Source organism: Rhodococcus sp. IEGM 1318, assembly GCF_033142465.1.
Taxonomy (GTDB): Bacteria; Actinomycetota; Actinomycetes; order Mycobacteriales; family Mycobacteriaceae; genus Rhodococcus_F; species Rhodococcus_F qingshengii_B.
The window spans coordinates 598,597-624,593 of record NZ_JAWLSC010000002.1; the positions used below are offsets into that span (position 1 = coordinate 598,597).

At 61.2% G+C, this 25,997-nt stretch carries 26 protein-coding genes and 1 pseudogene; 15 read left to right on the plus strand and 12 right to left on the minus strand.

Annotated elements, in window-relative coordinates:
- Nucleotides 1–268: 268 nt before the first annotated feature.
- From R4P65_RS07165 to R4P65_RS07180, 4 genes are all read left to right on the plus strand, one after another.
- A complete protein-coding gene (locus R4P65_RS07165; protein ID WP_317825975.1) occupies nt 269–1,726 on the plus strand; it encodes an APC family permease in 1,458 nt (485 codons plus the stop codon).
- A 316-nt stretch (nt 1,727–2,042) separates the two neighbouring features.
- Nucleotides 2,043–2,201, plus strand: a complete 159-nt coding sequence (locus tag R4P65_RS07170; protein WP_317825976.1) for a hypothetical protein — start codon at nt 2,043–2,045, stop codon at nt 2,199–2,201.
- 62 nt (nt 2,202–2,263) lie between these two features.
- Nucleotides 2,264–3,511: a zinc metallochaperone AztD gene (gene aztD, locus R4P65_RS07175; protein ID WP_317825977.1), complete on the plus strand. Its 1,248-nt coding sequence runs from the start codon at nt 2,264–2,266 to the stop codon at nt 3,509–3,511.
- A gap of 278 nt (nt 3,512–3,789) precedes the next feature.
- Nucleotides 3,790–4,590: an NAD(P)H-binding protein gene (locus tag R4P65_RS07180; protein ID WP_317825978.1), complete on the plus strand. Its 801-nt coding sequence runs from the start codon at nt 3,790–3,792 to the stop codon at nt 4,588–4,590.
- 215 nt (nt 4,591–4,805) lie between these two features.
- Here the strand turns inward: R4P65_RS07180 and R4P65_RS07185 are convergent, their stop codons facing one another.
- Nucleotides 4,806–5,273, minus strand: coding sequence for a VOC family protein (locus tag R4P65_RS07185; protein WP_317825979.1), 468 nt, complete (start codon nt 5,271–5,273; stop codon nt 4,806–4,808).
- 102 nt (nt 5,274–5,375) lie between these two features.
- On the opposite strand from R4P65_RS07185, the gene R4P65_RS07190 reads away from it, so the two are divergent.
- The 6 genes from R4P65_RS07190 to R4P65_RS07215 all read left to right on the plus strand — a co-directional run bounded on the left by R4P65_RS07190 (nt 5,376) and on the right by R4P65_RS07215 (nt 11,045).
- Nucleotides 5,376–6,350 (plus strand): helix-turn-helix transcriptional regulator, encoded by a 975-nt coding sequence (locus tag R4P65_RS07190; protein ID WP_317825980.1) that lies wholly within the window; start codon nt 5,376–5,378, stop codon nt 6,348–6,350.
- Between the two features lie 121 nt (nt 6,351–6,471).
- Nucleotides 6,472–7,680: an MFS transporter gene (locus tag R4P65_RS07195; protein ID WP_317825981.1), complete on the plus strand. Its 1,209-nt coding sequence runs from the start codon at nt 6,472–6,474 to the stop codon at nt 7,678–7,680.
- Between the two features lie 102 nt (nt 7,681–7,782).
- Nucleotides 7,783–8,451, plus strand: a complete 669-nt coding sequence (locus tag R4P65_RS07200) for a FadR/GntR family transcriptional regulator (RefSeq protein ID WP_317825982.1) — start codon at nt 7,783–7,785, stop codon at nt 8,449–8,451.
- Nucleotides 8,452–8,472: 21 nt separating this feature from the next.
- Nucleotides 8,473–8,904, plus strand: coding sequence for a hypothetical protein (locus tag R4P65_RS07205; RefSeq protein WP_317825983.1), 432 nt, complete (start codon nt 8,473–8,475; stop codon nt 8,902–8,904).
- 116 nt (nt 8,905–9,020) lie between these two features.
- Nucleotides 9,021–10,397, plus strand: coding sequence for an HNH endonuclease signature motif containing protein (locus R4P65_RS07210; RefSeq protein WP_317826138.1), 1,377 nt, complete (start codon nt 9,021–9,023; stop codon nt 10,395–10,397).
- A gap of 99 nt (nt 10,398–10,496) precedes the next feature.
- Complete coding sequence (locus R4P65_RS07215) at nt 10,497–11,045, plus strand: hypothetical protein (RefSeq protein ID WP_317825984.1); 549 nt, start codon at nt 10,497–10,499, stop codon at nt 11,043–11,045.
- Between the two features lie 13 nt (nt 11,046–11,058).
- On the opposite strand, the gene R4P65_RS33125 is transcribed toward R4P65_RS07215, so the two are convergent.
- Nucleotides 11,059–11,202, minus strand: coding sequence for a DUF4190 domain-containing protein (locus tag R4P65_RS33125; protein WP_347874929.1), 144 nt, complete (start codon nt 11,200–11,202; stop codon nt 11,059–11,061).
- Nucleotides 11,203–11,213: 11 nt separating this feature from the next.
- On the opposite strand from R4P65_RS33125, the pseudogene R4P65_RS07220 reads away from it, so the two are divergent.
- Both R4P65_RS07220 and R4P65_RS07225 read left to right on the plus strand, forming a co-directional pair.
- Nucleotides 11,214–11,667, plus strand: a pseudogene (locus R4P65_RS07220) (SDR family oxidoreductase); the annotation flags it as partial.
- A gap of 82 nt (nt 11,668–11,749) precedes the next feature.
- On the plus strand, nt 11,750–13,057 hold the full coding sequence (locus R4P65_RS07225) for a serine hydrolase domain-containing protein (RefSeq protein ID WP_317825985.1): 1,308 nt from the start codon (nt 11,750–11,752) through the stop codon (nt 13,055–13,057).
- Between the two features lie 19 nt (nt 13,058–13,076).
- On the opposite strand, the gene R4P65_RS07230 is transcribed toward R4P65_RS07225, so the two are convergent.
- The 3 genes from R4P65_RS07230 to R4P65_RS07240 all read right to left on the minus strand — a co-directional run bounded on the left by R4P65_RS07230 (nt 13,077) and on the right by R4P65_RS07240 (nt 15,407).
- Complete coding sequence (locus R4P65_RS07230; RefSeq protein WP_019745667.1) at nt 13,077–13,913, minus strand: DUF1206 domain-containing protein; 837 nt, start codon at nt 13,911–13,913, stop codon at nt 13,077–13,079.
- A 61-nt stretch (nt 13,914–13,974) separates the two neighbouring features.
- Nucleotides 13,975–14,376: a hypothetical protein gene (locus R4P65_RS07235; protein ID WP_020971062.1), complete on the minus strand. Its 402-nt coding sequence runs from the start codon at nt 14,374–14,376 to the stop codon at nt 13,975–13,977.
- A 59-nt stretch (nt 14,377–14,435) separates the two neighbouring features.
- Nucleotides 14,436–15,407 carry a serine/threonine dehydratase gene (locus R4P65_RS07240; protein ID WP_020909411.1) on the minus strand — a complete coding sequence of 324 codons (972 nt, stop codon included), beginning with the start codon at nt 15,405–15,407 and terminating at the stop codon, nt 14,436–14,438.
- 167 nt (nt 15,408–15,574) lie between these two features.
- Between R4P65_RS07240 and R4P65_RS07245 the strand changes: the two genes are divergently transcribed.
- Together R4P65_RS07245 and R4P65_RS07250 are read left to right on the plus strand one after the other, a co-directional pair.
- Nucleotides 15,575–16,213, plus strand: coding sequence for an NAD(P)-dependent oxidoreductase (locus R4P65_RS07245; protein ID WP_317825986.1), 639 nt, complete (start codon nt 15,575–15,577; stop codon nt 16,211–16,213).
- A gap of 2 nt (nt 16,214–16,215) precedes the next feature.
- Nucleotides 16,216–17,163 (plus strand): nuclear transport factor 2 family protein, encoded by a 948-nt coding sequence (locus tag R4P65_RS07250; RefSeq protein WP_060937856.1) that lies wholly within the window; start codon nt 16,216–16,218, stop codon nt 17,161–17,163.
- A gap of 38 nt (nt 17,164–17,201) precedes the next feature.
- On the opposite strand, the gene R4P65_RS07255 is transcribed toward R4P65_RS07250, so the two are convergent.
- The 4 genes from R4P65_RS07255 to R4P65_RS07270 all read right to left on the minus strand — a co-directional run bounded on the left by R4P65_RS07255 (nt 17,202) and on the right by R4P65_RS07270 (nt 21,667).
- On the minus strand, nt 17,202–18,368 hold the full coding sequence (locus R4P65_RS07255; RefSeq protein ID WP_317825987.1) for an alkane 1-monooxygenase: 1,167 nt from the start codon (nt 18,366–18,368) through the stop codon (nt 17,202–17,204).
- 421 nt (nt 18,369–18,789) lie between these two features.
- Nucleotides 18,790–19,773, minus strand: coding sequence for an ABC transporter substrate-binding protein (locus R4P65_RS07260; protein ID WP_317825988.1), 984 nt, complete (start codon nt 19,771–19,773; stop codon nt 18,790–18,792).
- A gap of 95 nt (nt 19,774–19,868) precedes the next feature.
- Entirely contained in the window at nt 19,869–20,726 is an 858-nt protein-coding gene (locus R4P65_RS07265; protein WP_021331765.1) for a helix-turn-helix transcriptional regulator, read from the minus strand.
- On the minus strand, nt 20,723–21,667 hold the full coding sequence (locus tag R4P65_RS07270; RefSeq protein ID WP_317825989.1) for a D-cysteine desulfhydrase family protein: 945 nt from the start codon (nt 21,665–21,667) through the stop codon (nt 20,723–20,725). Before R4P65_RS07270 ends, R4P65_RS07265 begins: the two co-directional genes overlap by 4 nt.
- A gap of 73 nt (nt 21,668–21,740) precedes the next feature.
- Between R4P65_RS07270 and R4P65_RS07275 the strand changes: the two genes are divergently transcribed.
- Nucleotides 21,741–22,427, plus strand: coding sequence for a dienelactone hydrolase family protein (locus R4P65_RS07275; protein WP_069145454.1), 687 nt, complete (start codon nt 21,741–21,743; stop codon nt 22,425–22,427).
- 13 nt (nt 22,428–22,440) lie between these two features.
- Here the strand turns inward: R4P65_RS07275 and R4P65_RS07280 are convergent, their stop codons facing one another.
- From R4P65_RS07280 to kynB, 3 genes are read right to left on the minus strand one after another with little or no spacing between them, the layout of a single operon-like run.
- Nucleotides 22,441–23,874, minus strand: coding sequence for an amino acid permease (locus R4P65_RS07280; protein WP_317825990.1), 1,434 nt, complete (start codon nt 23,872–23,874; stop codon nt 22,441–22,443).
- A 52-nt stretch (nt 23,875–23,926) separates the two neighbouring features.
- Nucleotides 23,927–25,192, minus strand: coding sequence for a kynureninase (gene kynU / locus R4P65_RS07285; protein ID WP_317825991.1), 1,266 nt, complete (start codon nt 25,190–25,192; stop codon nt 23,927–23,929).
- Complete coding sequence (kynB, locus tag R4P65_RS07290) at nt 25,189–25,920, minus strand: arylformamidase (protein ID WP_308371346.1); 732 nt, start codon at nt 25,918–25,920, stop codon at nt 25,189–25,191. Before kynB ends, kynU begins: the two co-directional genes overlap by 4 nt.
- Nucleotides 25,921–25,997: the final 77 nt, after the last annotated feature.

Consider the following 25,997-nt stretch of genomic DNA (forward strand, 5'->3'; position numbering starts at 1 on the left):
TCCCGTTTCCCGCCCGGCGTTGCAATCGACAGCGTCGGGCCACAGTCGTGCCCGTAGTCATCCAAATACCGCGGCTGCATTCAAAGAATTTTCCGGAACTCATTGACGAACAGCAGGGGCGAAGCTAATCTCAGTCGATCGACTCAGTCATGTGACTGACATCACCATCTTCTGAGGGCTTTCCCGATCCTCACACGCGCGATCGCGGCCTATCCCGGCATATAACCCCTGCCCGCACTCGACAGTGCACCAATTCAAGGACGCACATATGAATCACTCGTCGAATAACGCTGTAGCACAGACTGATACGGAGTCCATCAACCTTGAATCCGGCCATCTCAGCCGCCTTCAACTGACCTCGCTGGCCATCTCGTCAATGATCCCTGCCGTCGGCATGGCGTCGTTTCCAATGCTGCTGGTACTCAACGCCGGACTCGGTGGTTGGGTCGCTGCTCTGCTCGCAGCGCTGACAGTCATCTGCGTCGGCAGAGCAGTAACCGTCTTCGCCAGCCGCTATGTCGCCTCCGGATCGCTCTACTCCTACGCCGGTGAAGTATTCGGGCGATGGGCCCAGTCACTGATCGCAGCCTCGTTGTTCCTCGGGTATCTGGCGATGGTCGCAAGCATTTTGCTGGTCATCGGCGCGTACAGCGGTAGCTTTCTGCAATCTGTCGGCATCGACGGCGGCCTCGGTCGCCCTGCACAAATCGCGATCTACCTCGCCTCCGCAGCAATTGTCGCGGCGATCACCTGTCGCGGCCTAGATGTTTCGATCGTGATCGCGGTCCTACTCACCGCGATTTGCCTTCCACTGTTGCTGGTCATTACCGGGGCGAGTGCGATTCACACTGGTCTACATCTGCAGGAACAACTGACTCTTCAGGGCGCGTCCGTCAGCGGGATCGTGGCCGGCATCGCATCCGGAACTGCGTTCCTGGTCGGTTTCGAGGGAAGCGCGGCCCTGGCCGCAGAGACCCGCGACCCGAAGAAGAATGTGCCGGCCGCCGTGATGAGTGTCCCCATTGTGCTTGGAACCTTGTACGTGATCGCAACCTTCCTACAGGCACCAGGAATCACGGAGACGTCCGACCAAATCCTTTCCGGCACATCATCCCCCGCCGCCCTGGCCGAGAATGCGGGCTTACCGACCGCGATGGGACAAATGACGGACCTCGTTGTCGCCGTAGCGACCTTCGCCGCACTGATCGGATTCGTCAACTACGGATCCCGCTTCGTCGCCACCCTGTCAGCCGAAAAGCTTCTACCACAAAGGTTCACACGCATACACTCCCGATTCCACAGCCCTGCTTCCGCAATCCTGCTGATCGTTCTCGGTGGTCTCGTCGGCATTTGCACCTTGGTGATCGGCGCCACGGGCCCACTCCCCTCTATCTATAACGCAGTGTCAACCCTGGTCGTCTATTTCTGGGTGAGCCCCTACGCCGTCATCAGCATCGGCGCCGTGATGCTCCTCTTCCGCGAGCGCGCAGCCACCACCGTGACAATCGCAGCACTGATCGCCGGCGCCGTCGCAACCTCATGGATCTATCTCAACGGAATCTTCTTCCCCGCACCGTCTCCAGTCAGTGCTATGTCCTACGTTTCCCTCGCAACCATCACGCCGGCCACTATCGCCTTTTACCTGATGGGGCGTCGAAGCCACGCTGACGCCTCCCAGTCGCCACCTCACCTGCACTCGGAACGAGCGACGGCCCGAGAGCAGTAGACGAACCTCAACTTCAAGCCAACAAACCGGCTTCCCGTCGCGAGGCGCGGGCCCACTGGTGTATGAAGACCACGCCGCCCAACCTGCACTGGAACTAAAAGCGGAAGCGCCGTCGGCGCCAATTTGCTCGAGTTGGATCAGTTGGCCAAAGACATTGTCCTTTAAGCCGTCGCTACGTCGCGTACGCGCCATCATTCGGGCGCAGCCTCTTCGGCTACTACGCGTGCGCGGCAGCCAACAACACTGTGGCGCATGGAATGCCCTTCGACCATGCACTCGATGACGGAGACCTTCAGAACCGTGCAACCGGAAGGCCATGATCCAAGGTCGCGGTCAGGCGTTCGACGCGACCGTTCCGTACGCGGCGAAGGAAACGCAGGCGTGCTCTCAGCCGCTCAATACCGGAGCGACCTTCTGGGAACTCGTGTTCGGGGCCATCGCCTCGCGAATGCTCGAGCGCGGTGCCCAAGCCTGACATGCGAACATTCGCATACTCGACTTTGACAATCATTTACATTAAGCGGTAAATCTATAACCATGCACCTCAATACCCGCATGTCGCGGCGCCTCACCCTTGCCACATCAGTAGGCCTCTCACTCGCCCTCGTTACGGGCTGCTCGTCCGACAACAAGGACTCGGCAGCGTCGGAGACCACCACGACAACCGCGTCCGCACCCACCGAACAAGCCTCGGCAACACCACGTCTCGCAGTCTCCTACGACGGTGGCGTCCTGGTGCTGGATGCAACTTCGCTCGACGTGGTCGGCGAGACCAAGATCGACGGCTTCACGCGACTCAACCCGGCCGGCGACGGTCGCCACGTCATGATCTCGTCGGGCGAGGCGTTCAAGGTGCTCGACACCGGCACGTGGTCCTCGGCCCACGGCGACCATTCCCACTACTACACAGCCGATCCCGCGATGTCCGACGTCGAGTTCGCAGCCAACGAGCCCGGACACGTTGTACGCCATGCCGGAAAGACTGTCCTCTTCAACGACGGCTCGGGACTCGTCGAGATCTTCAATCCGGCGCAACTGGCAAAACGCCAACCCCGCGTCGAGACGTACACCACGCCAGAACCCCATCACGGCGTTGCGGTCGCACTTGCCGACGGCAGCCTGTTGACGACCATCGGAAATTCGGAGTCCCGCAACGGCATTGCCATCCTCGATGCCGACCGCAAGGAAATCCTGCGCAACGAACAGTGCCCCGGTGTCCACGGCGAAGCAGTCGCTGCCGGCGAAGCCATCGTGCTGGGCTGCCAGGACGGGTTGCTCGTGTACAAGAACGGAGCGATCACCAAGGTCCAGAGTCCGGATGCTTACGGCCGCATCGGAAATCAGGCAGGCTCGGAGGAGTCGGACATCGTGCTGGGTGATTACAAGACTGACAAGGACGCCGAACTCGAACGTCCGCAACGGGTCTCGCTGACCAACACGACGACGTCCGAACTCAAGCTCGTCGACCTCGGCACCAGCTACACCTTCCGCTCACTCGGCCGCGGACCGCACGGAGAGGCACTGGTGCTCGGCACCGACGGCGCCATCCACGTCATCGACCCGAACACCGGCGTCGTCACCAAGAAGATCGCCGTCATCGACGCATGGACCGAGCCCACCAAGTGGCAAGAGCCCAGGCCGGCACTCTTCGTGGAAGACCACACCGCGTACGTCACCGATCCCACGTCAAAGAAGCTGATCGCCGTCGACCTCGAAGACGGCAGCATCCTGACCGAGACCACCCTCGATCACATCCCGAACGAATTAACCGGCGTCACTGGCTGATTCAGATCCTCACGTCAAGCCCCCATCGCACTCCGAGATGGGGGCCTGCGCCGTTTTCGTGCCTCTCACCGGGCAATCTCGATATGCAGGCTGGCCGCTCGGTTCATTCGTCCTGCTACAGTCGCATCAATGCATTCTTGCCGCACGTCCTGACCACCATCCGCAGCAGTACCTTGTTACTCCGCCCTGGGATGGCGATTCTGTGTGCCTTCATAGGGACTCGCGATAACCGAGTCCCTATCTGACCACTCAACAGAATCCAACTATGGAGTACGTACATGAAGAACTTTCTCGTCACCGGAGCCACCGGAAATTTGGGCGGCGCTGCGCTGAGTATCCTGCAGGCACAGACCGGGCCGAAACCTTTGGCGTTGGTCCGAAGCACTACCCAAGCTGATGCACTCGGCCGCCGAGGGATCGATACGCGAATCGGCGATTACACGGATCGCGCGAGTTTGCGGACCGCTTTCAGAGGAATCGACGGTCTACTGTTCGTATCGAGTCCGGCACTCGATCCGAATGTCAGAATCGCCCAACACAAAGCCGTTGTGCAGGAGGCGGTCTCGGCAGGCGTCGAGCACATCGTGTACACGAGTGCAATGGGAGCGCAGCATGATCCCGGGCATCGCACTACGGAAATCGAACTGCAGGAGATCGGCGTGAGCCACACTGTTCTCCGCAATGCGCTCTACTCGGATGCATTTGCTGCCAAAGTAATTCACGACATGGAATCAGGCCCCATCATTTCCGCCGGCGCGGGAAGTTCTCTGGCCACCTCCTCCATTGCCGATCTCGCCGAAGCAGCAGTCATCGCACTGACATCCCCTCCCGCCAAGCAGTTGTGGGAACTTCGAGGCCCGGCCTGGACCTTCGATCAACTCGCCGAATCGGTCTCGGCGGAACTCGGAAGGACGATCGAGCACAGAGAGGTGGACGACCTCGAAACCGGATCCTTTGCTGTCCTCTTTCCACTGATTCGCAAAGGGGTCTTCAGCGAAGAGTCCAATGACCTGGCAACACTGCTACGACGCGCACCTCAGACAATCGAAGCCGTTGTCGCCCGGCTCTGCCGAAGCTGAGCGGTGGGCACGGCCACGACTGACAGCGATACAAGTCAGCGTGGAATAACTCTGCGTAGAAGTTCGTTGCAGAGGGTGTCGGTGTTCGATTCTTTGCCCCGGGTACCACCGAAAGAATTGCCACTTCGAGTGGCCACTTGCCGAGAGGCGCAAGACGGGCACGCGCTGGAGCCGCTGGACACCTTTCGGTGCCAGCGGCTTTGTCGTCTGAATGATCAGGCCGGGTTTTCGCCGGCAGCGACGTCGAGGATCCACGCCACCCCGAACGCATCGGTGAGCATGCCGAAACCGGGGCTCCACGCCGCGGCGGCAAGACCCTCGATGATGGATCCACCGACAGAGAGTTTGGCCCAGTAACTCTGCACCTCTTCGAGCGATTCACCGCGAACCGAGACGAAGAACGGTTGGTCGGTGATCGTGGTGCCGTTCTCGCGGTGCGTCATGCCTGCGTTGCCGGCCGAACCGCCCGACTGTCCTGGGATGTCGTACGCCATCACGCTGAAGCCGTCCGTGGTTTCGACCTGGCCGAACACGACGTTCTCAGCGCCGGGCACATCCTTGGGCATCCCGAAGTCGCCGTAGGTTGCAATCGTGATCTGGCCACCGAAGACGGACTGGTAGAACTCCAGAGCCGCGCGGGCGTCTCCGCGAAAATTGAGGTGAGTCGTTGTCTTGATGCTCATGTCTGCTCCTGAAAAGAATGTCGCGCGGGTTTTCCCTTGCAGCGTCAACTCTCACAGCCGTATAGGACTGTTTTCGTCCTAGACTCGTCGTAGTCTCACGACATGGCGACCACCACTCGGCTCTTGAATCTGCTGTCTCTCTTGCAGACGAGGCGCGACTGGCCGGGCGCTCTACTCGCCGAGCGGCTCGACATCAGCCACCGCACGGTCCGCCGCGACATCGACCGGCTCCGGGAGATGGGTTACAGCATTGCGGCGACCATGGGCCCGGACGGTGGGTACCGACTCGACGCCGGCAGCGAGCTGCCGCCCCTGTTGTTCGACGACGATCAGGTCATCGCCTTGGCAGTCGCTCTGCAGGCGGCGACGCTGACCGGCGTCGGCATCGAAGAGGACGCAGTGCGTGCGCTGACCACCGTGCGGCAAGTGATGCCGTCGCGTCTGCGTCATCGCCTCGACGCACTCACGTTCACCACGATTTCGGCCGATTTCAGCGACGCAGCCTCGGTGTCCCCTGAGGTGCTCGTAGCGATTTCCGCAGCGGTGCGCGCTCGCGAGGTGCTCCGCTTCGACTACTCGAACGGCCGCTCAACCGACAACATCGAAATAACACCCCCACGCCGCGTGGAGCCACATCATCTGGTGACCTCCAAGCGTCGCTGGTACCTCGTCGCGTGGGATCTCGAGCGAGACGACTGGCGAATCTTCCGCGCCGATCGCATCACTCCACGCACCCCGAACGGCCCGCGGTTCACACCGAAGGGGATCCCCGGCGGTGACGTGAGCGAATACGTGGCCGCACGCTTCAAGGGATCGGAACATATCAACAAATGGCCGTGCCACGGCAAGGTCGTTCTCCATCGACCAGCCAGTTATGTTCTTCCCTTTGTCGAGGACGGCGCCGTCGAAGATCTTGGCCCCGACCAGTGCAGCCTCGAAGCCGGATCATGGTCCTGGACGGCGCTGGCAGCCTCTTTCAACCGATTCGACACCGACATCGATGTCGTCGGCCCGGCAGAACTGACCCACGCTTTCGCACAACTCGCCGCCCGCAATGCCGCGACTGCTGCGAGTTAGTCAGTCGTCGCGAATGAGATCCAGGTCTCCAACACAACCGTGCGTCCGTGGGTTCATGTAGGTTTCAAGTCCTCAGAGGACCTGAGGACTTGAAGACCTGAACGAAGGGATGCCCAAGGAGATGAAGAAGGGGCAAGTTGCGTTTCTCACCGGCACACACGTCGTGAACGATCTGCACCAGGGGGCTGTGCCTGCACTGTTGCCGTTCATGATGCTGGAACGCGGATATTCCTACTCCGCGGTTGCCGGAATCACGCTCGCCGCGACCGGACTATCCAGTGTCGTGCAACCCGCATTCGGCATGCTGGTCGATCGAAAGAGCCGGAATTGGCTGGTACCCACAGGTTTTGTGACGGCCGCAACGGGAATTGTCGTGGCCGCGATGAGCACCACCTACATCGTTACTTGGCTGGCAATTGCTTTGGCCGGCATCGGCATTGCCGCATACCATCCGCCCGCCACAAATTTGGCACGCGCAGCTGGAGGTCACTCGCAGAAGGCCATGAGCGTGTTCTCCGTGGGCGGCACGTTGGGAGCCTCACTGGCGCCACCGTTCGTCACGCTCGTGGTCGGTTCGCTCGGATTGTCCGGCGGCTACCTGCTCGCAGTTCCTGCAGTGGTAGCGGCTATTTGGTGGATCGTCGCCCAATCACGATCGGCCGGCACAGGCACGGACACCGAATCAGCCCAGTCGTTGAGTTCGCAGCTAGCAGCGAACGGTCCCGTGTCAGATGATTGGCGCTCGTTCACCCGACTCGTGCTGGTAACGGTGTGTTGGTCAATTCCATATGTGACCACGCTGTCGTTGGTCTCACCGTACGTACTCAACGGACTGAACGGATCGTCCTCGAGTGCAGCAATCGTGTTGTCCTCCTTCACCTTGGCGGGAGCGGCCGGCACGCTACTGGGCGGAGTCCTCGCGGACCGTCGTGGTCGACGTGCATCCATCCGACTCGGTTACCTGCTTGCGGTACCTTCACTGGCTTTGCTCGCCGCGGCTCCGAACGTGGCACTTGCCGAACTTGGAATCGTCTGTCTCGGATTCGCGATGTTCTTGCCCTTCGCGCCACAGGTGACGTTGGCGCAGGACTACCTACCGAACCGCCCAGGCACGGCAAGTGGGGTGACGCTCGGACTCGCAATGTCAGTGGGAGGCATCGCCTCTCCGCTGTTCGGTTACCTGGCAGATCGCTACGGGCCGCGCATGGCGATCGGGGCGACAACTGCAGTGCTATTGGTAGGAGCCGTCATCGCATTCACCTTGCGCGATCGACGCCTCGACCCGGAGGACGAGACGGAGCGCGAACTGGACGTCATCGCCCTTCGATAACCCGACAGACTGCACCGTAGTCTGAAGATTCATCGGAGGACATGAAGTGTCACTCGGTGGGCCGCTCCACGGCGGTTCACCGAGTCAGTCAGGAGCAGACACATGGCAGTGCGCCAGGTCAAGCAGCAGTCACTGGTACAGAAAGCCGCAGACGAACTTGCGCGCCTCATCGGCGACGGCGAGTGGCCGGTCGGGACCAAAATCCCGAACGAGCAGGATCTGAGCACGCTCCTCGGAGTCGGGCGTTCGACCGGCAGGGAAGCCGTGCGCGCACTGATCGCGTCGGGTCAGCTCTACTCTCATCAAGGATCCGGCACCTACGTCATGTCCTCGACTCCGGTCACAGAACTCGAGCGAGAACTCAAACGCTCGGACCGCCGCGAAGTCTACGAAGTACGCAGACTTCTGGAAGTGGAAGCGGGCCGCCTGGCTGCCATGCGTCGAACTTCCGCCGACGTCGACCTGTTACGGGCGGCACTCGAAGCCCGTGAAAATGCTTCGACACCAACAGAATTTGTCGACGCTGACATGGAACTACATCGCGCTGTGGTAAATGCTGCACACAACAGCGTGTTGTCGATGGTGTTCGATTCATTCATCGAAACGCTCCGCAACTCAGCCCTGGACGTGATCACCGACGTCGCGGCGCGAAACCCCGAATCGATCGACGACGAAGCCGCTGCCCACCGAGATCTGGTGGAAGCCATCGTCGCGGGTGATGCCGACGCTGCCAGCGCGGCAACGCGCAGGAACATGGACGGGCTCGACTGACCCTCTCTATCGTTGCCTGGCATGACGTCCACATCGCTCCCTCCACGGGGTCTCCGGATCGGTCTGTCCGCCATCGCGTGGCTCAACCTGCTCTCTGCGCTCGTAGGAATGGCGGGCCTGACGATCGGCGGCGGGATGGGCCTGCCTCCGGAGTGGATCGAGGGAACCGTCTTCCCTTCATATTTCTGGCCCGGAATCCTCCTCGGCGTCGTCGTCGGAGGCATCCAAGCCGTCGCACTCTTCGCTCAGCACAACAGGTTCCGTCTGGCATGGGGCCTGCACGCCGCCGCCGGGCTGACCATGATTATCTGGATCTTCGTCGAGATCGCCATCGTTCTCGCCTGGTCGCCGCTGCAGGGCATCTTCTTCACCACCGGACTGGCCCAGACGATCCTCGCCGTGCTCGCACTCGGCGCCTGGTCTCGCCCCTTCCTCCAACGAGTCGAGCGGTGACGGAATCTGCTCTCGAACAACAGAATCACGTCAACGCGATCGTCTTCGCCTTCCCGAAAGAATCCTTGACTCGAAAGTTTGTTCGAGTACGATGGGAGATGGAACGGGGGGTTCTCATGACGATCAACATCACCGACGACGCTGTCACTGCCGTGGTCAACAGCTCCGCAGTGGGTGTGCGCGGACGATTGTGGCGGCTGCACCCCACCGACGTCCGCGAGATCGCCATCGCCGCATCAGCGGAAATCCTTCGCCTGGAAGCCATTCGAGTGGCCGCCGTCGACACCCTGACATTGAACCCGGACGAACAAGTACTCTGCTACCGCGGCACCGGACAGTGGCTCGCGAACCACACCATGCTGCAAATCCCCGCCGGCAGAAGAATCGCAGCCCTGGGCAAAGCCCTACGGTCATTCCCCGAGATCGAAGACCAATTCGATGCCGGCGACCTCACTTTCGAGCACGCAGCACTGATCGTGGCGTTCTGCGAATCCCCACCCAAGGCAATGCCCGACGCCGCACTACCGTACTGCCGCGACACACTCCTCGCCGCAGCATCCGGAACCGAAGCGACCACCGTCAAACTGCGCTACGCCATCAGCGTCCTCGAGCACATGTTCGAATCCGACGACATACCGCCAAGCGAAGACACCGACCGCAACGAACTACACATCTCCGCGACCCTCAACGGAAGAATCGCCGTACGAGGCGATTTCGACGGAGTGACCGGCGAAATGCTTCTCTCCGCCCTCTCCAACCTCCCGATGCCCACCCCCGGCACAGACGGCGCACCCGACAAACGACCCGCCGCCACACGCAACGCAGACGCCATGGCAGAACTCATCCGGCGCTACCTCGACAACGCTGCCACCGGCATCGACGGCGGCCAACGCCCACACCTGAACGTACACATCAACGCCAAAGACCTGGCCTACCACCGTGAATGCGCCTCCACCGCAGGCGACTCAACAGGCCGCACCACGACTACCGACCCGTCCGACCGTGACGACCTCGACACCCTGGACCTTGGCATGCCGGATCTCGACAAACAAGATCTCGATGTCGGCCACATGCCCTGGATGGGACCACTGAGCGTCGGCCGCACCCGCATGATCGCCTGCGACTGCATGCTCGGCGCCGTCCTCCTCGACGAAAACGGCACCCCACTCGACGTCACCCCACTCAAAAGGCTTGTCACCGCGGCACAACGCACCGCCCTGATCGCCCGCGACAAAGGATGCGCCTTCCCCGGCTGCGACTGCGTCCCCGCCTGGACCGACGCACACCACATCAAACACTGGGCCAAAGGAGGACCAACCGTCATGGACAACCTGGTCCTACTCTGCCGAACCCACCACACCCTGATGCACCGAAAACCCGGATTCACCGGACAATGGGAAATCCAGATAGGCGCTGATCACCTGCCCTGGTTCATCCCACCGCCAGGCATTGACCCCGACCGAAAACCCCGCCGCTCCTCCACACGACTCTGAACCCGGAGGTCACCGAGCACACGCCTCGGTGACCCATTCCGGCGTGCTTCGATAGCCGGAAAGGGCGGCACGGTGTCCCCTATTGCTAGCGTTGAGGGTGTGTTTGCACAGGGACCCAACGCGCTGACGGTAGACGGCCGACCGACGCTCGAGCATATCGATTTTGCCCTTATGGATTCCTATCGATTTCCCGACGATAATGGCTTCCCCGGTTCTTACCGAGCGTTCATCCGGCACGCAGGGTGGGCGCGGACCTTCGGACTCTGGCTCATCTATCCGCCCGTTCTTCCCGGATTTGCCGACGGCTGGCAAGGGCGCGCCCGCAACCTCACCGCTCATCTTCATTCGGTCTACAGAGAAGGACAGGATGACGAGTTCGATTGGATGATCGAACCCGACGGCGATTGGTCACTCTTTGACTCGCTGCAGGTTTTCGGATGGAGCGAAAACGGCGACGCACTGCTGTGGGACACAGCATCCCGCGGCACCGACGGCGAGTTCCCGGTCTGGGAATCACGCTCGTTCAACTCCCTCCACCGCCTCGGCGGGAGCCTTTACGAAGCACTTCCGTCCATTCGCGCCCGGACCGCGAGCCTGTTCGGACCTCGCACCTGCGACATCGAGCCCCTCCTGCCGATCCCGCTCTGACGCGCGACCCAAATTATCGATACGCCGCGGACACAGCCACTAGTACGAAACCTCCGATGACGACCAGCGACAGGTAGCAGAGACCCAGGCCGGCCACAGCCAGCCCACGCCCACTTTCGCCGGAACACCGGATCTGGTTCAGCGACACATGGCCCACTGGAACAGCACATGATCCTCTCCACCGTCGCAGAATTGAACTTCGACGATTTCGATCGGATGCAGCGGCAACGTCCGAGGGACCTTCGTGGTCGACCAGCAGGCAGTCAGACGTGTCCGGCGCAGTGGTGCGATCATCAATTTCTCCACCTCTGTGAAGAAGCTGGCGTTTCCGACTTATGCCGCGTACCCGCCACCAAAGGTGCTGTCGACCCGATCACTCCGGTTCTCGCGAAAGAGCTACGGGGACGCGATATCACGGTCAACGCCGTAGCCCCAGGGCCCTACGGCCACCGATCTATTCCTGGACGGGAAAGACGAAGCTACAGTGGAGAATCCGTCCAAGTTGGCTCCCCTGGAACCCCTCGGCACACCGGTGAACATCGCGGAGGCTGTCGCGTTCCTCGCCGGCCCAGCTCGTTGGGTCAACGGCCAGGTCATTTACGTCAACGGCGGCGTGATTTAGCGAAACCATCGTCTAAGGAGCACACCTTGGCAATTCCGACAAAACAGTCAAACCAGTCGACTCTGGTTGTAATGTGCAAACAATGGAAAACCAGGATCGAGGGTCCGCCCGGACGTCACGACGACAGTTCATCAGCGTTGCAGGGCTGGCGGCAACCGCCGTCATAACCCTCGCGACCTCCTCGACCGCCAGCGCCGCCGGCCCCACTGCGCCCAATCCAGGTTCGCGGGTCGGCGATCCTGCAGAAGCTCAAGCGGTACAGCGAGTCGCAGAGACACTGCTGAACAGCGGAGTCCCTGGCCTTGCCTTCGCCATCGTCAAACCGGATGAGAAGAACCGCAAAGCGAGTGTCACCACTACGTACCACTACGGCCAGGCCGACGTCGAAAACGGCGTGAGAGTCACTCCACGAACGCAATTCGAGATCGCCTCGGAGACCAAGACCTTCACCGCTGCACTACTGGCGAAACTGATCGCTCGGGGAGAAGTCGGATTGGACGACCTGGCGAGCAAGTATTCGGATGGCAACCCGCTGCCAAAAGGCAGCAGTGGCGAGGAGATCACGCTTCGCCAACTGGTCACCCACCGTTCCGGTCTTAGCGACGACCCACCCAATCTCTCGGCTGGGTGCGCAGATCCCACACAATCCTGCGTGGACGAGAAAGCGAAGTACACGAGAGACATGCTCTGGGAAGGACTCCGGGCTCCCGGGGCCTTGGAGTTCGCCCCCGGTAGCCACTGGCTGTACTCGGACTTCGGGTTCGGACTGCTCGGCACACTCATGGCAGACAAGATCATTCCGGGACAGGAGAAGCCGCCTTTCGCGGCAGCAGTCGCCCGCGAAATCACCGACCCGCTCGGGATGATGGGTACCGTGATCGAGACCAAAGCAACCGACCTGGCCGTTCCGTACTACCTCGACGGCACAAGAGCGCCTCTATGGAACAACACGGGTGCGATCGCAGGCGGGGGTGGCCTCGTCAGCACCGCCGAGGACATGTCGATCTGGGCCGCAACAACTCTCGGCTATGGCAACAACCCGCTCAAACCGGTCCTGACTTCGATGCTCGAGCAGATCGACACGCAAGCTCCGGAGAATCCTGCATTCGGAATGGGAATGGCGTGGCAGCTCCAACCCCCGACGCCGAACTTCCCACAACGGTTCGCCAAGAAGAACGGAGACAGCTCGGGATCCAACTGCATCACCCTGTTGGTTCCCGACAGCGGCTGGTCGATCACGATTCTGGCGAACGGTGGAAATGCGGCAATGATCGACCCTGCAGCAGTGAACCTGATGCATGATCTGGTTCCGAGACGACCGATATTCGGTAGCTCGACGGGAAGTTCGTCGGGCAGCGACGTCGGTTTCCAGACCGGGTCATTCGGATAGACCCACTTACCCGCGGGCGCTACATCTTCGTCGAGCGTGCCATCACGAAGCAGTAGAGCCCGTAGGTGATGATGCCCAATCCGGCAAGGATCAGCAGGGCCACTCCGTACGGCTGCGCACCCAGCGTCTTGAACGCTCCGTCGAGTCCGGAGGACTTGCCGGGTTCGGAACTGTTGACCGCGAGAAGAACCAGAACGCCGACAGCAGCGATGGCCAAGCCCTTGGCGACGTACCCGACGGTTCCGAGTCGGCGCACGAAGTTGCTGGGTGTGCCTTTCAAATCATCCAGGAAGTTCTGGCTCGCGCCCTTGTACACGTGGTAAACACCCACAGCGATGATCGCGATCCCACCGATCACCAATGCGATAGTCCCCAGCGTGTTCTCCATCAAACGCGCCGTGATTCCCGCACTCTGACCGCTGCTGGACTTCCCGCTTCCGCGGGCGAATCCGAATGCAGTGAAAGCAAAACCGAAATAGACGAGCGAAATGCCCAGAGCCTTTGCGCGGTTGAAGAACTCCTTCTTCTTGTCGTCCGAGGACGGCGACGACGAGCTCCCCAACGCAGCTTCGGCCAATCTCCACAACGCCATGGCAAGGAAGGCCACGACGCCGACCCACAGAGCGAAGACACCCCCTGGTTTTCCTGCCAACTCGGCCATCGCACCCGATTGGTCCGCAGACCCGGATCCACCGAGAGCAAGGCGGATCGCGATATATCCGATCAGCAGATGAACCACACCGCTGACGACGAATCCTGCGCGGGCAAAGCGCTCGAAGACATTGTTCTGTGCGACGTCAGCCGCCGTGGACGTGACACTTTTCTGGTCCTGCGGTGACGATTCTTTGTTCATCATGATCGTCGAACCATATACGGGCAGACGCTTCCCTCGAACGCCTGCATCAAGTGTTTCGAGATCAAGGGTTTCGAGGGTTCTGATCCGGCGTCGACCGCGGTTCTTCGGGGTTGGGAACCTTGGGGTCGATCGTGTCTGCATGATCTCGTTGCTGGTTCAGTTCCTCGCGAGAACTCGTCGCCTCTTTCCGATGTTGCGCTGCATGATGTTGCAGCGCAGACGCTTCCGCCGCTTTGGCGTCGGCCTCAGCCTGCACCATGCGCGCTTTGGCTGCTGTCTCTTCTGCCCGCGCCTCGCGCTCGCCTACTTGCAGCGACTTGTCTGCGACGTCTTCGCGGATCTGTTCTGCCTCGATGTGACGACGCTCGTCGCGCCTGTTTCGCGCCACCCACAGGAGTGCGGCCACGATCGCTATCACCACGACCACGGCAACAATTATCCAGATAATGCTGCTGGTACTCATACTGCGAGAGGTACCCACCTGGGACTTTCTCACACGCAGGCAAAGAAATACGCAAAAAATTACAGGTCGGTCGGATGCGTGTTGGCACCGCACAAAACGACGCACAATTCACCGTCGGACGGCGGCGTCACCGTTCCGTTCAAAACCGGAACCATTGCTGCCGCGGTTCCCAACTCCACCAGGATCCGGAACTCCCGCCACAGGAACGCCCGCGCCTGCCGGATCGAATCATCGTCGACCACAACGCTGTTAACCGAACTCTCGTGCAGTGTCTCCCAGGCGATGGCGCCAATCCGTGTGGCCCCCAATGAGTCCCCGGCGATACTGTTCACTTCGATATCGGCCGGACGCCCCGCATCGAGCGAGGTGCGCAAGGTGGCAGCCCCGGTCGGCTCGACGGCTACCACTTGATCTTCGGGACGAGCCGCCGCGACGATTCCAGAGACCAAGCCGCCGCCGCCGACTGCAACGCAATACGTGATCGGTCCGGATGCGTCGTCCTCGATCTCGAGAGCAATGGTCCCGGCTCCGCTGACGATGTCGGGCAGGTCGTAGGCGTGCAGTTCGAGCGCACCGCTCGAGCGTGCGATGTCCGCCGCAGCGGCAGCGGCGAGTGCATACCGGTCGCCGACCTTGTGAACGGTTGCACCCAGCTCCCCAAGTGCCTTCACCTTCGCTTCGGGCGCTGTCTCCGGCACCACCACTGTGCAGGTGAGCCCTCGGCGCCGCGCGGCCCACGCAGCGCCGATCGCAGCGTTGCCGCCGGACGCGATCACCACGCCTGCGTCAGGCATGGTGCCGTCGGCGACCGCTCGTTCCACGGCATTGAGACTGCCGCGCACCTTGAAGGAGCCGCCGTGTTGGAGGTACTCGAGCTTGAACAGAACCGGCACCTCGCCGTGTGGTGTCGGCACCGCAGTTCGAAAGATGGGAGTACGCCGCGCCAGTCCTGCGATACGAGTCCGCGCAGCTTCGACGTCCGAGCGCTCGATTGCCAGCGGACCTGCGTTGTTGTCGGCGGTGAGAGTCATGTACCAACCCTACGGTTCGCAACTTCGACCCGAAGCAATCGGCCCACCGTCATCAAGATGTCTGTTTTTCACCAATTATTGCCCGCATCTGACCGAGACATCGACCTTCCAGGTGAATAAATTTACTACTACAAGCACAACGACGACATCAAGGAAAGGCACACGCCATGTCGAAGATCGCAGTATTCGGTGGAAACGGTTTTGCAGGAAGCGCAATCGCGAAAGAAGCCGCTTCACGCGGCCACGAGGTAACCGTCGTCGCTCGCAGCGCGCAGTCCGGAACCGACACGAATGCCGTGCAGGGTTCGGTTCACGACAACACGATCGTGGAGCAGATCACGGCAGACAACGACGTCGTTGTCGTTGCCATCCCCGCTCGCGAGATCGACGGCAAGCGCCTGCTCGACGCCGTCACTCCCCTCGCAGATGCCGCCGCACGCAACGGTGCTCGCATTGCCGTAGTCGGTGGCGCCGGCAGCCTGTTGGTCGCCGAGGGTGGGCCGCGCGTCGTCGACACCCCCGATTTCCCGGACGCATACAAGGGTGAGGCGCTCGCTCACGCCGACGTCCTCGACGCGCTCCGCGCAACTGACAGCAATGTCGACTGGTTCTACGTGAGCCCGGCCGCAGCGTTCGGTGCCCATGCCGGCGTCGCCCCGAAGGGATCGTTCCAGTTGGGTGGCGACATTCTCCTGACGGACGCCGAGGGTAACTCCGCCATCGCGGGCGAAGACTACGCACACGCTTTTGTCGACGAGATCGAGACTCCGGCCCACCGTCGCCAGCGTTTCACCGTCGCACACTGAACATGAGCAACCTTCGTAGACGCGCAGCCTGGATCACTGTTCCCGCTGCCGCCGCCCTCCTGCTCACCGCGTGCTCTAACGACGCGGAATCCGCAACGCCCAGCAGCTCTGCGACGTCCACGAGCGTTGTCGCCGAACAGGGCGATCAACTCGAATCCAACAAGACCGTCGTCACGGACTTCTACGAACTGGCGTTCAACGGCCGTCAGGTACAGCAAGCCGCCGACCGGTACCTTGGCGACGTCTACATCCAACACAACCCCACTGCCGCCGATGGGGCAGCCGGATTTGTCAGCGGCATCGGCGGTTACGTCGAGGCCACACCCGGATTGCACGCCGAGATCACTCGTGTTTTCGCCGAGGGCGATCTGGTTGCCCTCCAGTCTCACACCACGTCTGCACCCGGCGACCGCGGCCAGGCAGTATTCGACATCTTCCGCGTCGACAACGGCAAGATCGTCGAACACTGGGATGCCATTCAAGACGTGCCGGAAACGTCCGCAAATCCGAACACGATGTTCGACGGACCCACCTCGTCGCCGTCCAAGTCGTCAGAAGTTTTGGAGCGCAACACGGCCAACGCGTTGACGTTCCTGCAGCTCGCCTTCAACGAAGGCAAAGCCGCCGAGGCTGCCGACCAGCTGGTCGGTCCGACCTACACCCAGCACAACCCCTCGTTCGCTGACGGCAAGGACGCATTTGTCACCGCACTGGCCGGGATCGAACCCGTTACCGGAGACAAGGCCACCAAGTTTCCACGGACGGTAGCCGAGGGCGACTTCGTCTTTGTTCAGACCTTCGCTTCGTCCGGTGAGGGAACGGCCGGCAGCGGCTCGATGGACATCTTCCGATTCGACGAGAACGGCAAAATCGTCGAACACTGGGACGCGGTCCAGGACTACCCTTCGACGACCGCAAGCGGTAACACCGTGTGGGATGACGGTCGCTGAGACGACAACTCCGAACAGTTCAGCGGACGGCTACGTGATCAGCCGACGTTGATTCGATCTGTGTCGCCCTCGTAGTAGTCCAACAATCTCTGATCCATCACCCGGCGCCACAAGGGCGGAATCCACGCGATCACGATCATCACTGCGTAGCCGGCCGGAAGTTGCGGCGCTTCGGCCGCGCTACGCAGACTTTGGTACCGCAGCTTCGGGTTGGCGTGGTGATCGCTGTGCCGCTGCAGTTGGTAGAGAAACAGATTGCTCACGACGTGATCGCTGTTCCAACTGTCAGCGGGGCTGGCGCGAACGTACGAGCCGTCAGCACGCTTGCCACGCAGCAGACCGTAATGCTCGAGGTAGTTCGCCGCTTCGAGGAAGGTGAATCCGGCAACTGCCTGCAGCAGGAGCCAGGGCGCGACCTCCCAACCGAAGATACCGATCAGCGTCGCGAAGAGGACAACACTCATCGCCCAAGCGTTGAGAATATTGTTCTCGAAGCTCCAGGTTCGTTTGCCTTTCCTCTGGAGTCGCGCGCTCTCGATGCGCCATGCCGAACGCAGCCCGCCGAACACACTTCGTGGCAAGAACCTCCAGAAGCTCTCACCGAACCGTGAGCTGGCCGGGTCCTGCGGAGTAGCTACACGCACATGGTGGCCGAAATTGTGTTCCACGTAGAAGTGCCCGTAGAGAGATTGCGCAAGCGCCACTTTCGCGAGCCACTGTTCGCTCTTCTCGCTCTTGTGGCCAAGCTCGTGGGCCGCGTTGATACCGACGCCGGCGACGACACCCACCGTGAACGACATCGCGATCTTCTCCGCGATTCCCATCGGAGCGTTGATCCAGCACCAGCAGGCGAAGACCAGACCGGCGTATTGCAAGGGGAGGAACGCGTAAGTGCACCAGCGGTAGTAGCGGTCCTTCTGCAGTCGTGGGATCGCATCGTCCGGCGGACTTTCGCCGTCTTCACCAGCCAACATGTCGATGATCGGGATGACGATGACCAGCAGCCACGCGCCGGTCGCCCAGAACAATCCGAGACGAAGGTTGTCGACGAGAAACCAGGAGATGAACGGGCTGAGTGGAATCAGCAATCCGAGCGGCCACAGGTACCTTTTGCGGTCGCGCCAGCGCGGGTTTTCGCCAGACGGCGAGTCGGTGTTCTGGACAGCCTTCGATTCGGTATGCCGTGCGTCGGAAGTCGCTGTCATTCGCCGATCTCGCCTTTCGTCCCCTCGAACGATTCGCCCCACGCACCGTTCACGCTCAGCAAACCACGACTCGCGCGCTGACGGATGTGGCCGTGAACGCACGACGCCCTACTGGAAACCCGACCGGGACACATGTCCGGCACGCGCTCTCCCCCGAGTAGCCACTGTTCACCCCGACAGCTGATTCGGACAAAATACCCCATCGATCTGCGGCAATGGACACCGCATCAACCTTTTGCCGCGCCTCGAAACGTCAAGGGTCTGGCAAGACCAGCCCTGGTCCGGTTCAACGAAGTAACGGTAACCAGCCGTGACAGAAATCATAAGCAGAGGACAGGATTCTCACCCGGAGCGGCAACCAAAAAGACTGCGCGCCCTCAACTGGTCAGTTGCGGGCGCGCAGTCAAAAGGTGAGCAAGCGTCAGAGCGTTGCAAACACCTTCGTTTTCACTTCGTTCAGCCAACCGTTCGCGGTCACGAAATCTGTGACACTCGACTGCAATCCGAAGACGTGGCCAGCCTGCGCCGCCGGCAGCCTCGTGAAGAGGTTGTCGTCGAGGACCGCCTGAACCGCCGCACTGGTCGACCCGTCCGCGTTCAGCGGATACAGCACGACCGTCACACCGTTCATGATGTCGGCCAGCTGCTCCATCGGGTAGGACTCGTATCCGGCAGCGGTGTAATTGGTCGGAACACCGGGCCCGTACGCCAATCCGAGTTCGTTGACGACCAAATTGCCGATCGCACCAGTGGGCTGCTGAACCGAGAAAGCGCCGGGTGCGTCTCCGAGCGAAATGTGAATCCACTTGTTGTTCGCGATCACGTCCGCGTACTCGCCACGAACACGTTCGAGATTCTCTTCGTAGGCAGTGCGCGTCGACTCGAGCACGTCCGTCTTGCCGATCGCCTCGGCGATCTCCGTGGTGATCGTCTTCCAGTCGCCTCGACTCTCGCCCTTGACGATGACAGTGGGCGCAATGCCAGACAGACGGTCGAACGCCGCTTGGTCCACCTCGTCGGCGTCGCCGACGATGATGTCGGGATCTGCCGCAGCGATCGCTTCGAAGTTCATTTCCCCGTAGGGCCCGATGGTCGGGAGCCCGTCGACGAAGGCCTGCTGCTCCGGCGTGAATTCACTGATCCACTTGCCGTAGTCCTGCACAGCAGCCGGTTTCACTCCGAGGGACATGAGCTGCCAAGGAGTGTCGTACGACGCGGCGACGACGCGCTCCGGCGAGGCGGGAACCTCGATGTCCCCGTATGCCGATGCAACGGTCCGGACGTCCGTCGGCTCGGAGTCGGCCGATGACGAGGAACAGCCAGTCACCACCATCGCACCGACAACGGCAACTGCCGCCGCTGCGATGACTCTGGAACCGAAAGAAAATGATCGAATTGCGCGCACGCAGAACTCCTACAGAGGTGATTGTTTAGCCAACCCTAAGTTCATTCTGTGGCACGACACAAGTCCGATCGAGGTGCTTTGAGTCGCTGTTCGGACTAGTCCTGTAGCCAATCGGTCATTGGCGCGCGCGGATGATCGATCAGGCTTGCGAACTCCCCCGGGGTCACACCCATCGTGCGACGAAAAGCCGCACCGAACGCGCTTTCGGAACGGAAACCCGTCCTCCTCGATACAAACGAGATGCTTCGACCAAGTGCCAGAAGTTGCATCGCATGATGAGCCCGCAGTCGCATACGCCATTCCGAGAAGGTCAATCCGGTTTCGGCCGGAAACCTTCGTGTGAGAGTCCTCGTACTGACCTTCGCGTCGGTGGCCCACTCCTCGACCGATCGGGTGTCGGCCGGGCTGGCAACCAACTGATCTGCGATCTGCCGAAGCCACGGCGTCGTCGGCAGCGGCACATCGAAAATCAGTCGCGGAACGGGTTCGACGAGGTCGATGGCAAACGCCTCGGCTCGTCGACGAGCCGCGTCGGTCAAGTCGTCTCGGGTGAGGTGATCGAGTACTTGTTCGAGCAGCGGAGGGGTGGACAAGGCCACCACACGATCCAACCCGGTCACATCGGATGCCACCAACCACGTGCACGACAATTCTGTGCCGCTACGCGCCGTCACCTCGTGGGGAACATAGGACGGGATCCACAGACTGACCCCGCTCGGCACCGTGTACACAGTCTCCGGAGTACGGACCTCGAGAACACCGTCGATCGCCCACAGCAATTCGTGATCGCTGTGGCGGTGCATCTCCCACGTGTAGTCGGAGTCGACTGACAGCCGATTGGTCGCCAAACGCAGATACCCGTCGGCACTGACACGCAGCGGTCGCACGACGCGTTGCCACTCGGACAGCTCGTCGAGCGGGCTGCTGAGCGGGTAGTCGATCTGCTCGCTCACCGCAGCGTCGACAGTTCGGGATGTCCGAACAGGCCAGGTAACCCACCGGTGTGCAGGAAGACCGTTTTTGATCCCGCCGTGATGGCTTTGTCCTTCACGAGTTGGATCAATCCCGCAAAGGCTCGGCCGGTGTACGTCGGGTCGAGGAAGATGCCCTCCGTACGAGCCAAACATCGGATCGCGCCGGCTGATGCTTCCGTGAGCGTCGAATATCCTTGTCCAACTTGGTTTCGCAGGATCTGAAGATCCGCGGCTCGCACGGTCGGACCAGGCATCTCGTCCAATAACCCAGCGACAGTCGACACTGGATCGGCAACAGCCCCGACATCGACGCCGACAACTCTGTCGACGCCCAGATGCGCGACAAGTCCAGCCATCGTTCCTCCCGATCCGAGTGCAACCACGACGCGTTCCACTCCGGGGAGTTGCTGCTCGATCTCGCGTGCGCAGTCGACGTAACCCTGCGCGGCCACCGCGCTGGTACCACCGAAGGGAATGACAAAAGGAACTCCGCCCGAGTCAGCGACGGCCTGCACCGCGGCGTCGACCGCGGATGCCGTGTCCCCACCGGCCCAGACGATCTCAGCGCCCGCGAGTGCATCCAGAACGAGATTTCCCTGCGCGGATTCCGGCTCGGCACCACCGAGCACCAGCACACAACGCAATCCCAAACGGGCTGCTGAGGATGCAGTCAACCGAGCGTGATTGCTTTGCGGTGCACCGGTAGTGATCAAAGTCGTCGCGCCGACGGCCAAAGCCTGAGCGCAGGTATACTGCAGCTTTCGGATCTTGTTGCCGCCACCGCCTAGTCCGGTGACATCGTCACGTTTGATCCACAGGTCTTCCGGCCCCAATCCGAGTGCCTTCGCGCAACGCGCCAAAGGTTCGACGGGCGTCGGCCAACTGCCCAGGCTGATCGGCGGAACGTCGGAACTGAACATTCGACCAGTCTAGTTCGACCGTGCACCTACAGGCTGTGCTCGAATACAGTCCGTACTCGCATACAGTCGGGACATGGGAACTTTCACGACGACCACACGTGACGTACCGCTGACCGTCAGCCGACCGGATTCGCCGAGTGAACCGAGACATGCGGTAGTAGTTCTCCAAGAAGCGTGGGGCGTGAACCAACACATCGAGAGCATCCTCGAACGCCTCGCCGACGCCGGCTACCTTGCCGTCGCCCCGCATCTCTACCACCGCGGCGCACAGACCTCCTTCACCGACTTCCCGTCCGCGAAGGATGCGCTCATGGCACTCGACAGCACAAGCATCGGCCACGACGTACGTGCCGCCGTCGACTACAGCCGATCCGAGGGAGCAGACAGAGTCGGCTCCCTCGGATTCTGCATGGGCGGCACCGCGTCACTGTGGTGTGCCGCGGTACCCCTCGTCGATTCCGCTGTCACGTACTACGGCGGCGGTGTCGCCGAGGCCCGATGGGACGGAATCGCGGCAGGCACCGAACTTGCAGCGCAACTGCAGGTCCCGTGGCTCGGTCACTACGGCGACCTCGATCCGAGTATCCCGCCGGAGAGCGTCGAGCAATTGCGCGCAACCGCGTCCGATCTCGCCCGGGTGTACCGCTATGCCGACGCCGGCCACGCGTTCAACAACGACACTTCGACCAGCCACTACGCCCCGGATTCTGCTGCCCTCGCCTGGACCCGCACTATGGAGTTCTTCGCCGAAACCCTGTGATTCCCAATGCGAGTCAGGGCACCCGCTTGACCACCGTGCCGGTGATCTCGTCCTGAACCTGTTCAGCCGTTACCGCTCGACTCTGCGCCCGACGTGATCGGGTGAAGTAGTAGATGCCGATCACGGCAAGAACAAACGGCACCCCGAACACCAAGGTCATCTTGAAATCCTCGACCCACAATGTCGTGACGAGGATCGCGACCATGAGGACACCACCCAGTATCGTCCCCACCGGGAAGAACGGAATCGTGAACGAGAGGGTTCGTCCTTCGCTTGCCATCCGCTTGCGAAAGAACCAGTGCGTCAGGAAGATCAGCAGCCACGTCGCCATCGCTCCGAACATCGACAACGAGATCATCAACGTGAATGCATGCTCGGGAAAAAGCACGTAGACGATTGTGGCGACGGCGATACCCGATGTCGACAGCAACAGGGCGTTGACCGGTGAGCCGTTGGCCCTGACCTTGCCGAGAACGGCCGGCGCGTCACCAGCACGGGAGAGCGAGAACATCATTCGCGAAGACACGTACAACTGACTGTTCATCGCGGACAGCGCGGCAATGATCACCACGAAGTTCAACACACTGTCTGCGCCCGGAATCTTCACGACCTGCATCACCGTGACGAAAGGGCTTCCGCCGCTCAAGATCTTGTCCATCGGAGCAATTGCCAGAATCAAAGCAAGGGTTGCGATGTAGAAGACGAACAGCCGGACGATCGTCACACGGAACGCCTTCTTCACCGCCACCGCGGGGTTTTCCGCCTCACCGGCCGCAATGGCGATCATCTCGATGCTCAAGTAGCTGAAGATCGATACGATCACGGCAAACCACATGCCGGACAAACCATTCGGAAAGAATCCGCCACCGGCCGTGTAGTTGTGGAATCCATAGTCCGGGTTCCCGCTACCGAACACGACGTACGCTGCCATCACGATGAATGCCACGATCGCGAAGACCTTGATCGTCGAAAACCAGTACTCCATCGTTCCGAAGGCCTTGACGTTGAACATGTTCACGCCGATCAGCACTCCGGAGAACAACACGATCCACAGCCACGACGGTACGTCGGCGAACCAGAACTGCATGTATTCACCGATCGCGGTGACCTCGGTACCGACCGCGAGGACGATGCAAGACCAGTAGAGATAGCGAACGAGGAAGCCGATCAACGGTCCGACGTAGAACTCTGCGTACGCACCGAACGAACCTGATGTCGCATGTGCGACGGTCATTTCGGCGAGGGCACCCATCAGCAGCAGGGCGATCAACCCGCCGATCGCGTAACTGATGATGACGCTCGGGCCGGCAAATCCGATGGCGAACTTACTGCCGAGGAAGAGTCCGGTGCCGATTGCACCGCCGAGCGCGATCATGCTCATCTGCTTGGGGCCGAGTTCGCGTTTGAGACCTGATTCTCGCTGCTGAATGTTTTTGAAATCACTCATGAAAGCTCCTTGCGAAAGGCGGTACCTCCCGGTCCGCGGAAACTTGAAAGAATCAGGTGACTGCGTCGCGCTCGCGGAATTCGGGGCGATCCCAGGACTTGTTCTCGAGGATGTCTCGCAACACGTCGACGGCGTTCCACACGTCGGCGTATCCGAGATAGAGCGGAGTGATACCGAACCTCAGCACTCCTGGTTCGCGGTAGTCGCCGATGACGCCCCGCGCGATGAGAGCCTTCATGATGGAATAGCCCTCGGGATGAACAAAACTCACGTGCGAGCCACGACGCTCGTGCTCGCGCGGCGTGATCAACTCCAAACCGTAGGCAGCGCAATGCTCCTCGACGAGGTTGATGAAGAGATCGGCCAGTGCGAGCGACTTGCTCCGGATGTCGGCCATGTCAGCTTTGAGCATGACGTCGAGACCACACTCGACGAGTGACAACGACGTGATTGGTTGAGTACCACTCAGAAACCGTCGTATTCCTGCGCCCGGTTCGTAGGCCGACTCCATCGCGAACGGTCGCGCGTGCCCCCACCACCCGGACAGCGGCTGGATTCCGGTGTTCTGATGGCGACGGTTGACCCAGATGAATGCAGGTGAACCCGGACCACCATTGAGGTACTTGTACGTACACCCGACCGCGAAGTCGGCGTCGGCGCCGCTCAGATCGACAGTGACGGCGCCGGCCGAGTGTGCGAGATCCCAGATCATGAGGGCGCCACGTTCCTGCACTGCTGCAGTGACTTCCGTCATCGCATACAGGTTTCCGGTGCGGTAATTGACGTGCGACAACATCACTACGGCGGTGTCTGGTCCTACAGCTTCGGTGAGGTCGCCCGGTTGGTCGATCAGGCGTAGTTCGTATCCCTGATCGAGCAGCGAGATGATGCCCTCCGCAATGTAGAGGTCAGTGGGGAAATTGTCGCGCTCGGAGACGATCACCTTCCGGCTGGGATCCTGAGCAGCCGCGATGGACAGTGCGGAGGCCAATGCCTTGAACAGGTTGATCGACGTCGAATCCGTCACTACCACTTCGCCTTCACCTGCTCCCAGCAACGGGGCAAGTTTGTCACCGAGGCGGACCGGGAGGTCGAACCATCCAGCCTCGTTCCAACTGCGAACCAAGCCGTTGCCCCACTCGTCGCCGATCACTCTCGCGGCGCATTCCTGTGCGGCAATGGGACGCGCGCCGAGCGAGTTTCCGTCGAAGTAGAGAACGCCCTCCGGAATCGCGAACTCGCGGCGGAACTCCCTCAGGGGATCCACTGCGTCGGCCTTGACGCAGTCTTCCAACGAAAGGGTGGTTGTCGATGTCATGACGATTCTTCTCCTGCATGTGTCGGCGTTGAAAGTGATGAAGGCAGAGTCCGGAGCACGGCGCGTACCGGGCTGGCATCGAGGTCGAGGAACTTCAGCGGCAGTGCGATCAACTCGTAGTAGCCTTCGTCGACCTCGTCGAGGCACAGTCCTTCGAGGATCGCGACGCCACGATCGCTTGCCGCGTGATGCCCGTCCATGGTCTTGCTGTCCATCGGATCGAACGAGGCGCCGTCGATTCCGATCAGAACTCCACCGCGGTCGGCGAACCAGTGAGTCAGGTCCGGAGAAACGCCGGCGAAGTCGTTGTCCCACTCGCGCGGGTACTTCGGGTAAGTCCTCAGAATCAGCCGCTGCGGCAGATGGCCGCCGAGTCGCTCCACCGTCTCTTCGACGGGCCTGATGCATGCGGCACCGTCGACGCCCGTCATGTCGACCACCAGTGCTTCGCCGAGATAGGGCTCGAGGGGAACAGAACCGATGGGCGCACCGTCGATGCGGGTGTGCGCCGGCGCATCGGCGTGAGCACCGATATGAGGAGTGGTGGTGATTCGGTTGATGGTGACGGCGTCACTGCCGCCGAGGTCTGACGTAACAGCGCGGGTGAAGGCGGTATCGCCTGGCCACACGGGCGTCGATTCGGAGATCGGCGGGCTGATGTCGATCAACCGTGCCACCCAGTCGCCCATGTGTCCGTCGCCCGTGTGTCGGCCGATCCTCGGAAGCATCCAGACCCCTTCGTCGCAACAGTCGACTGTGTCGATCTCGACCGTTTGATAATTCGATGTGTTTGGCAAAAGCTAGG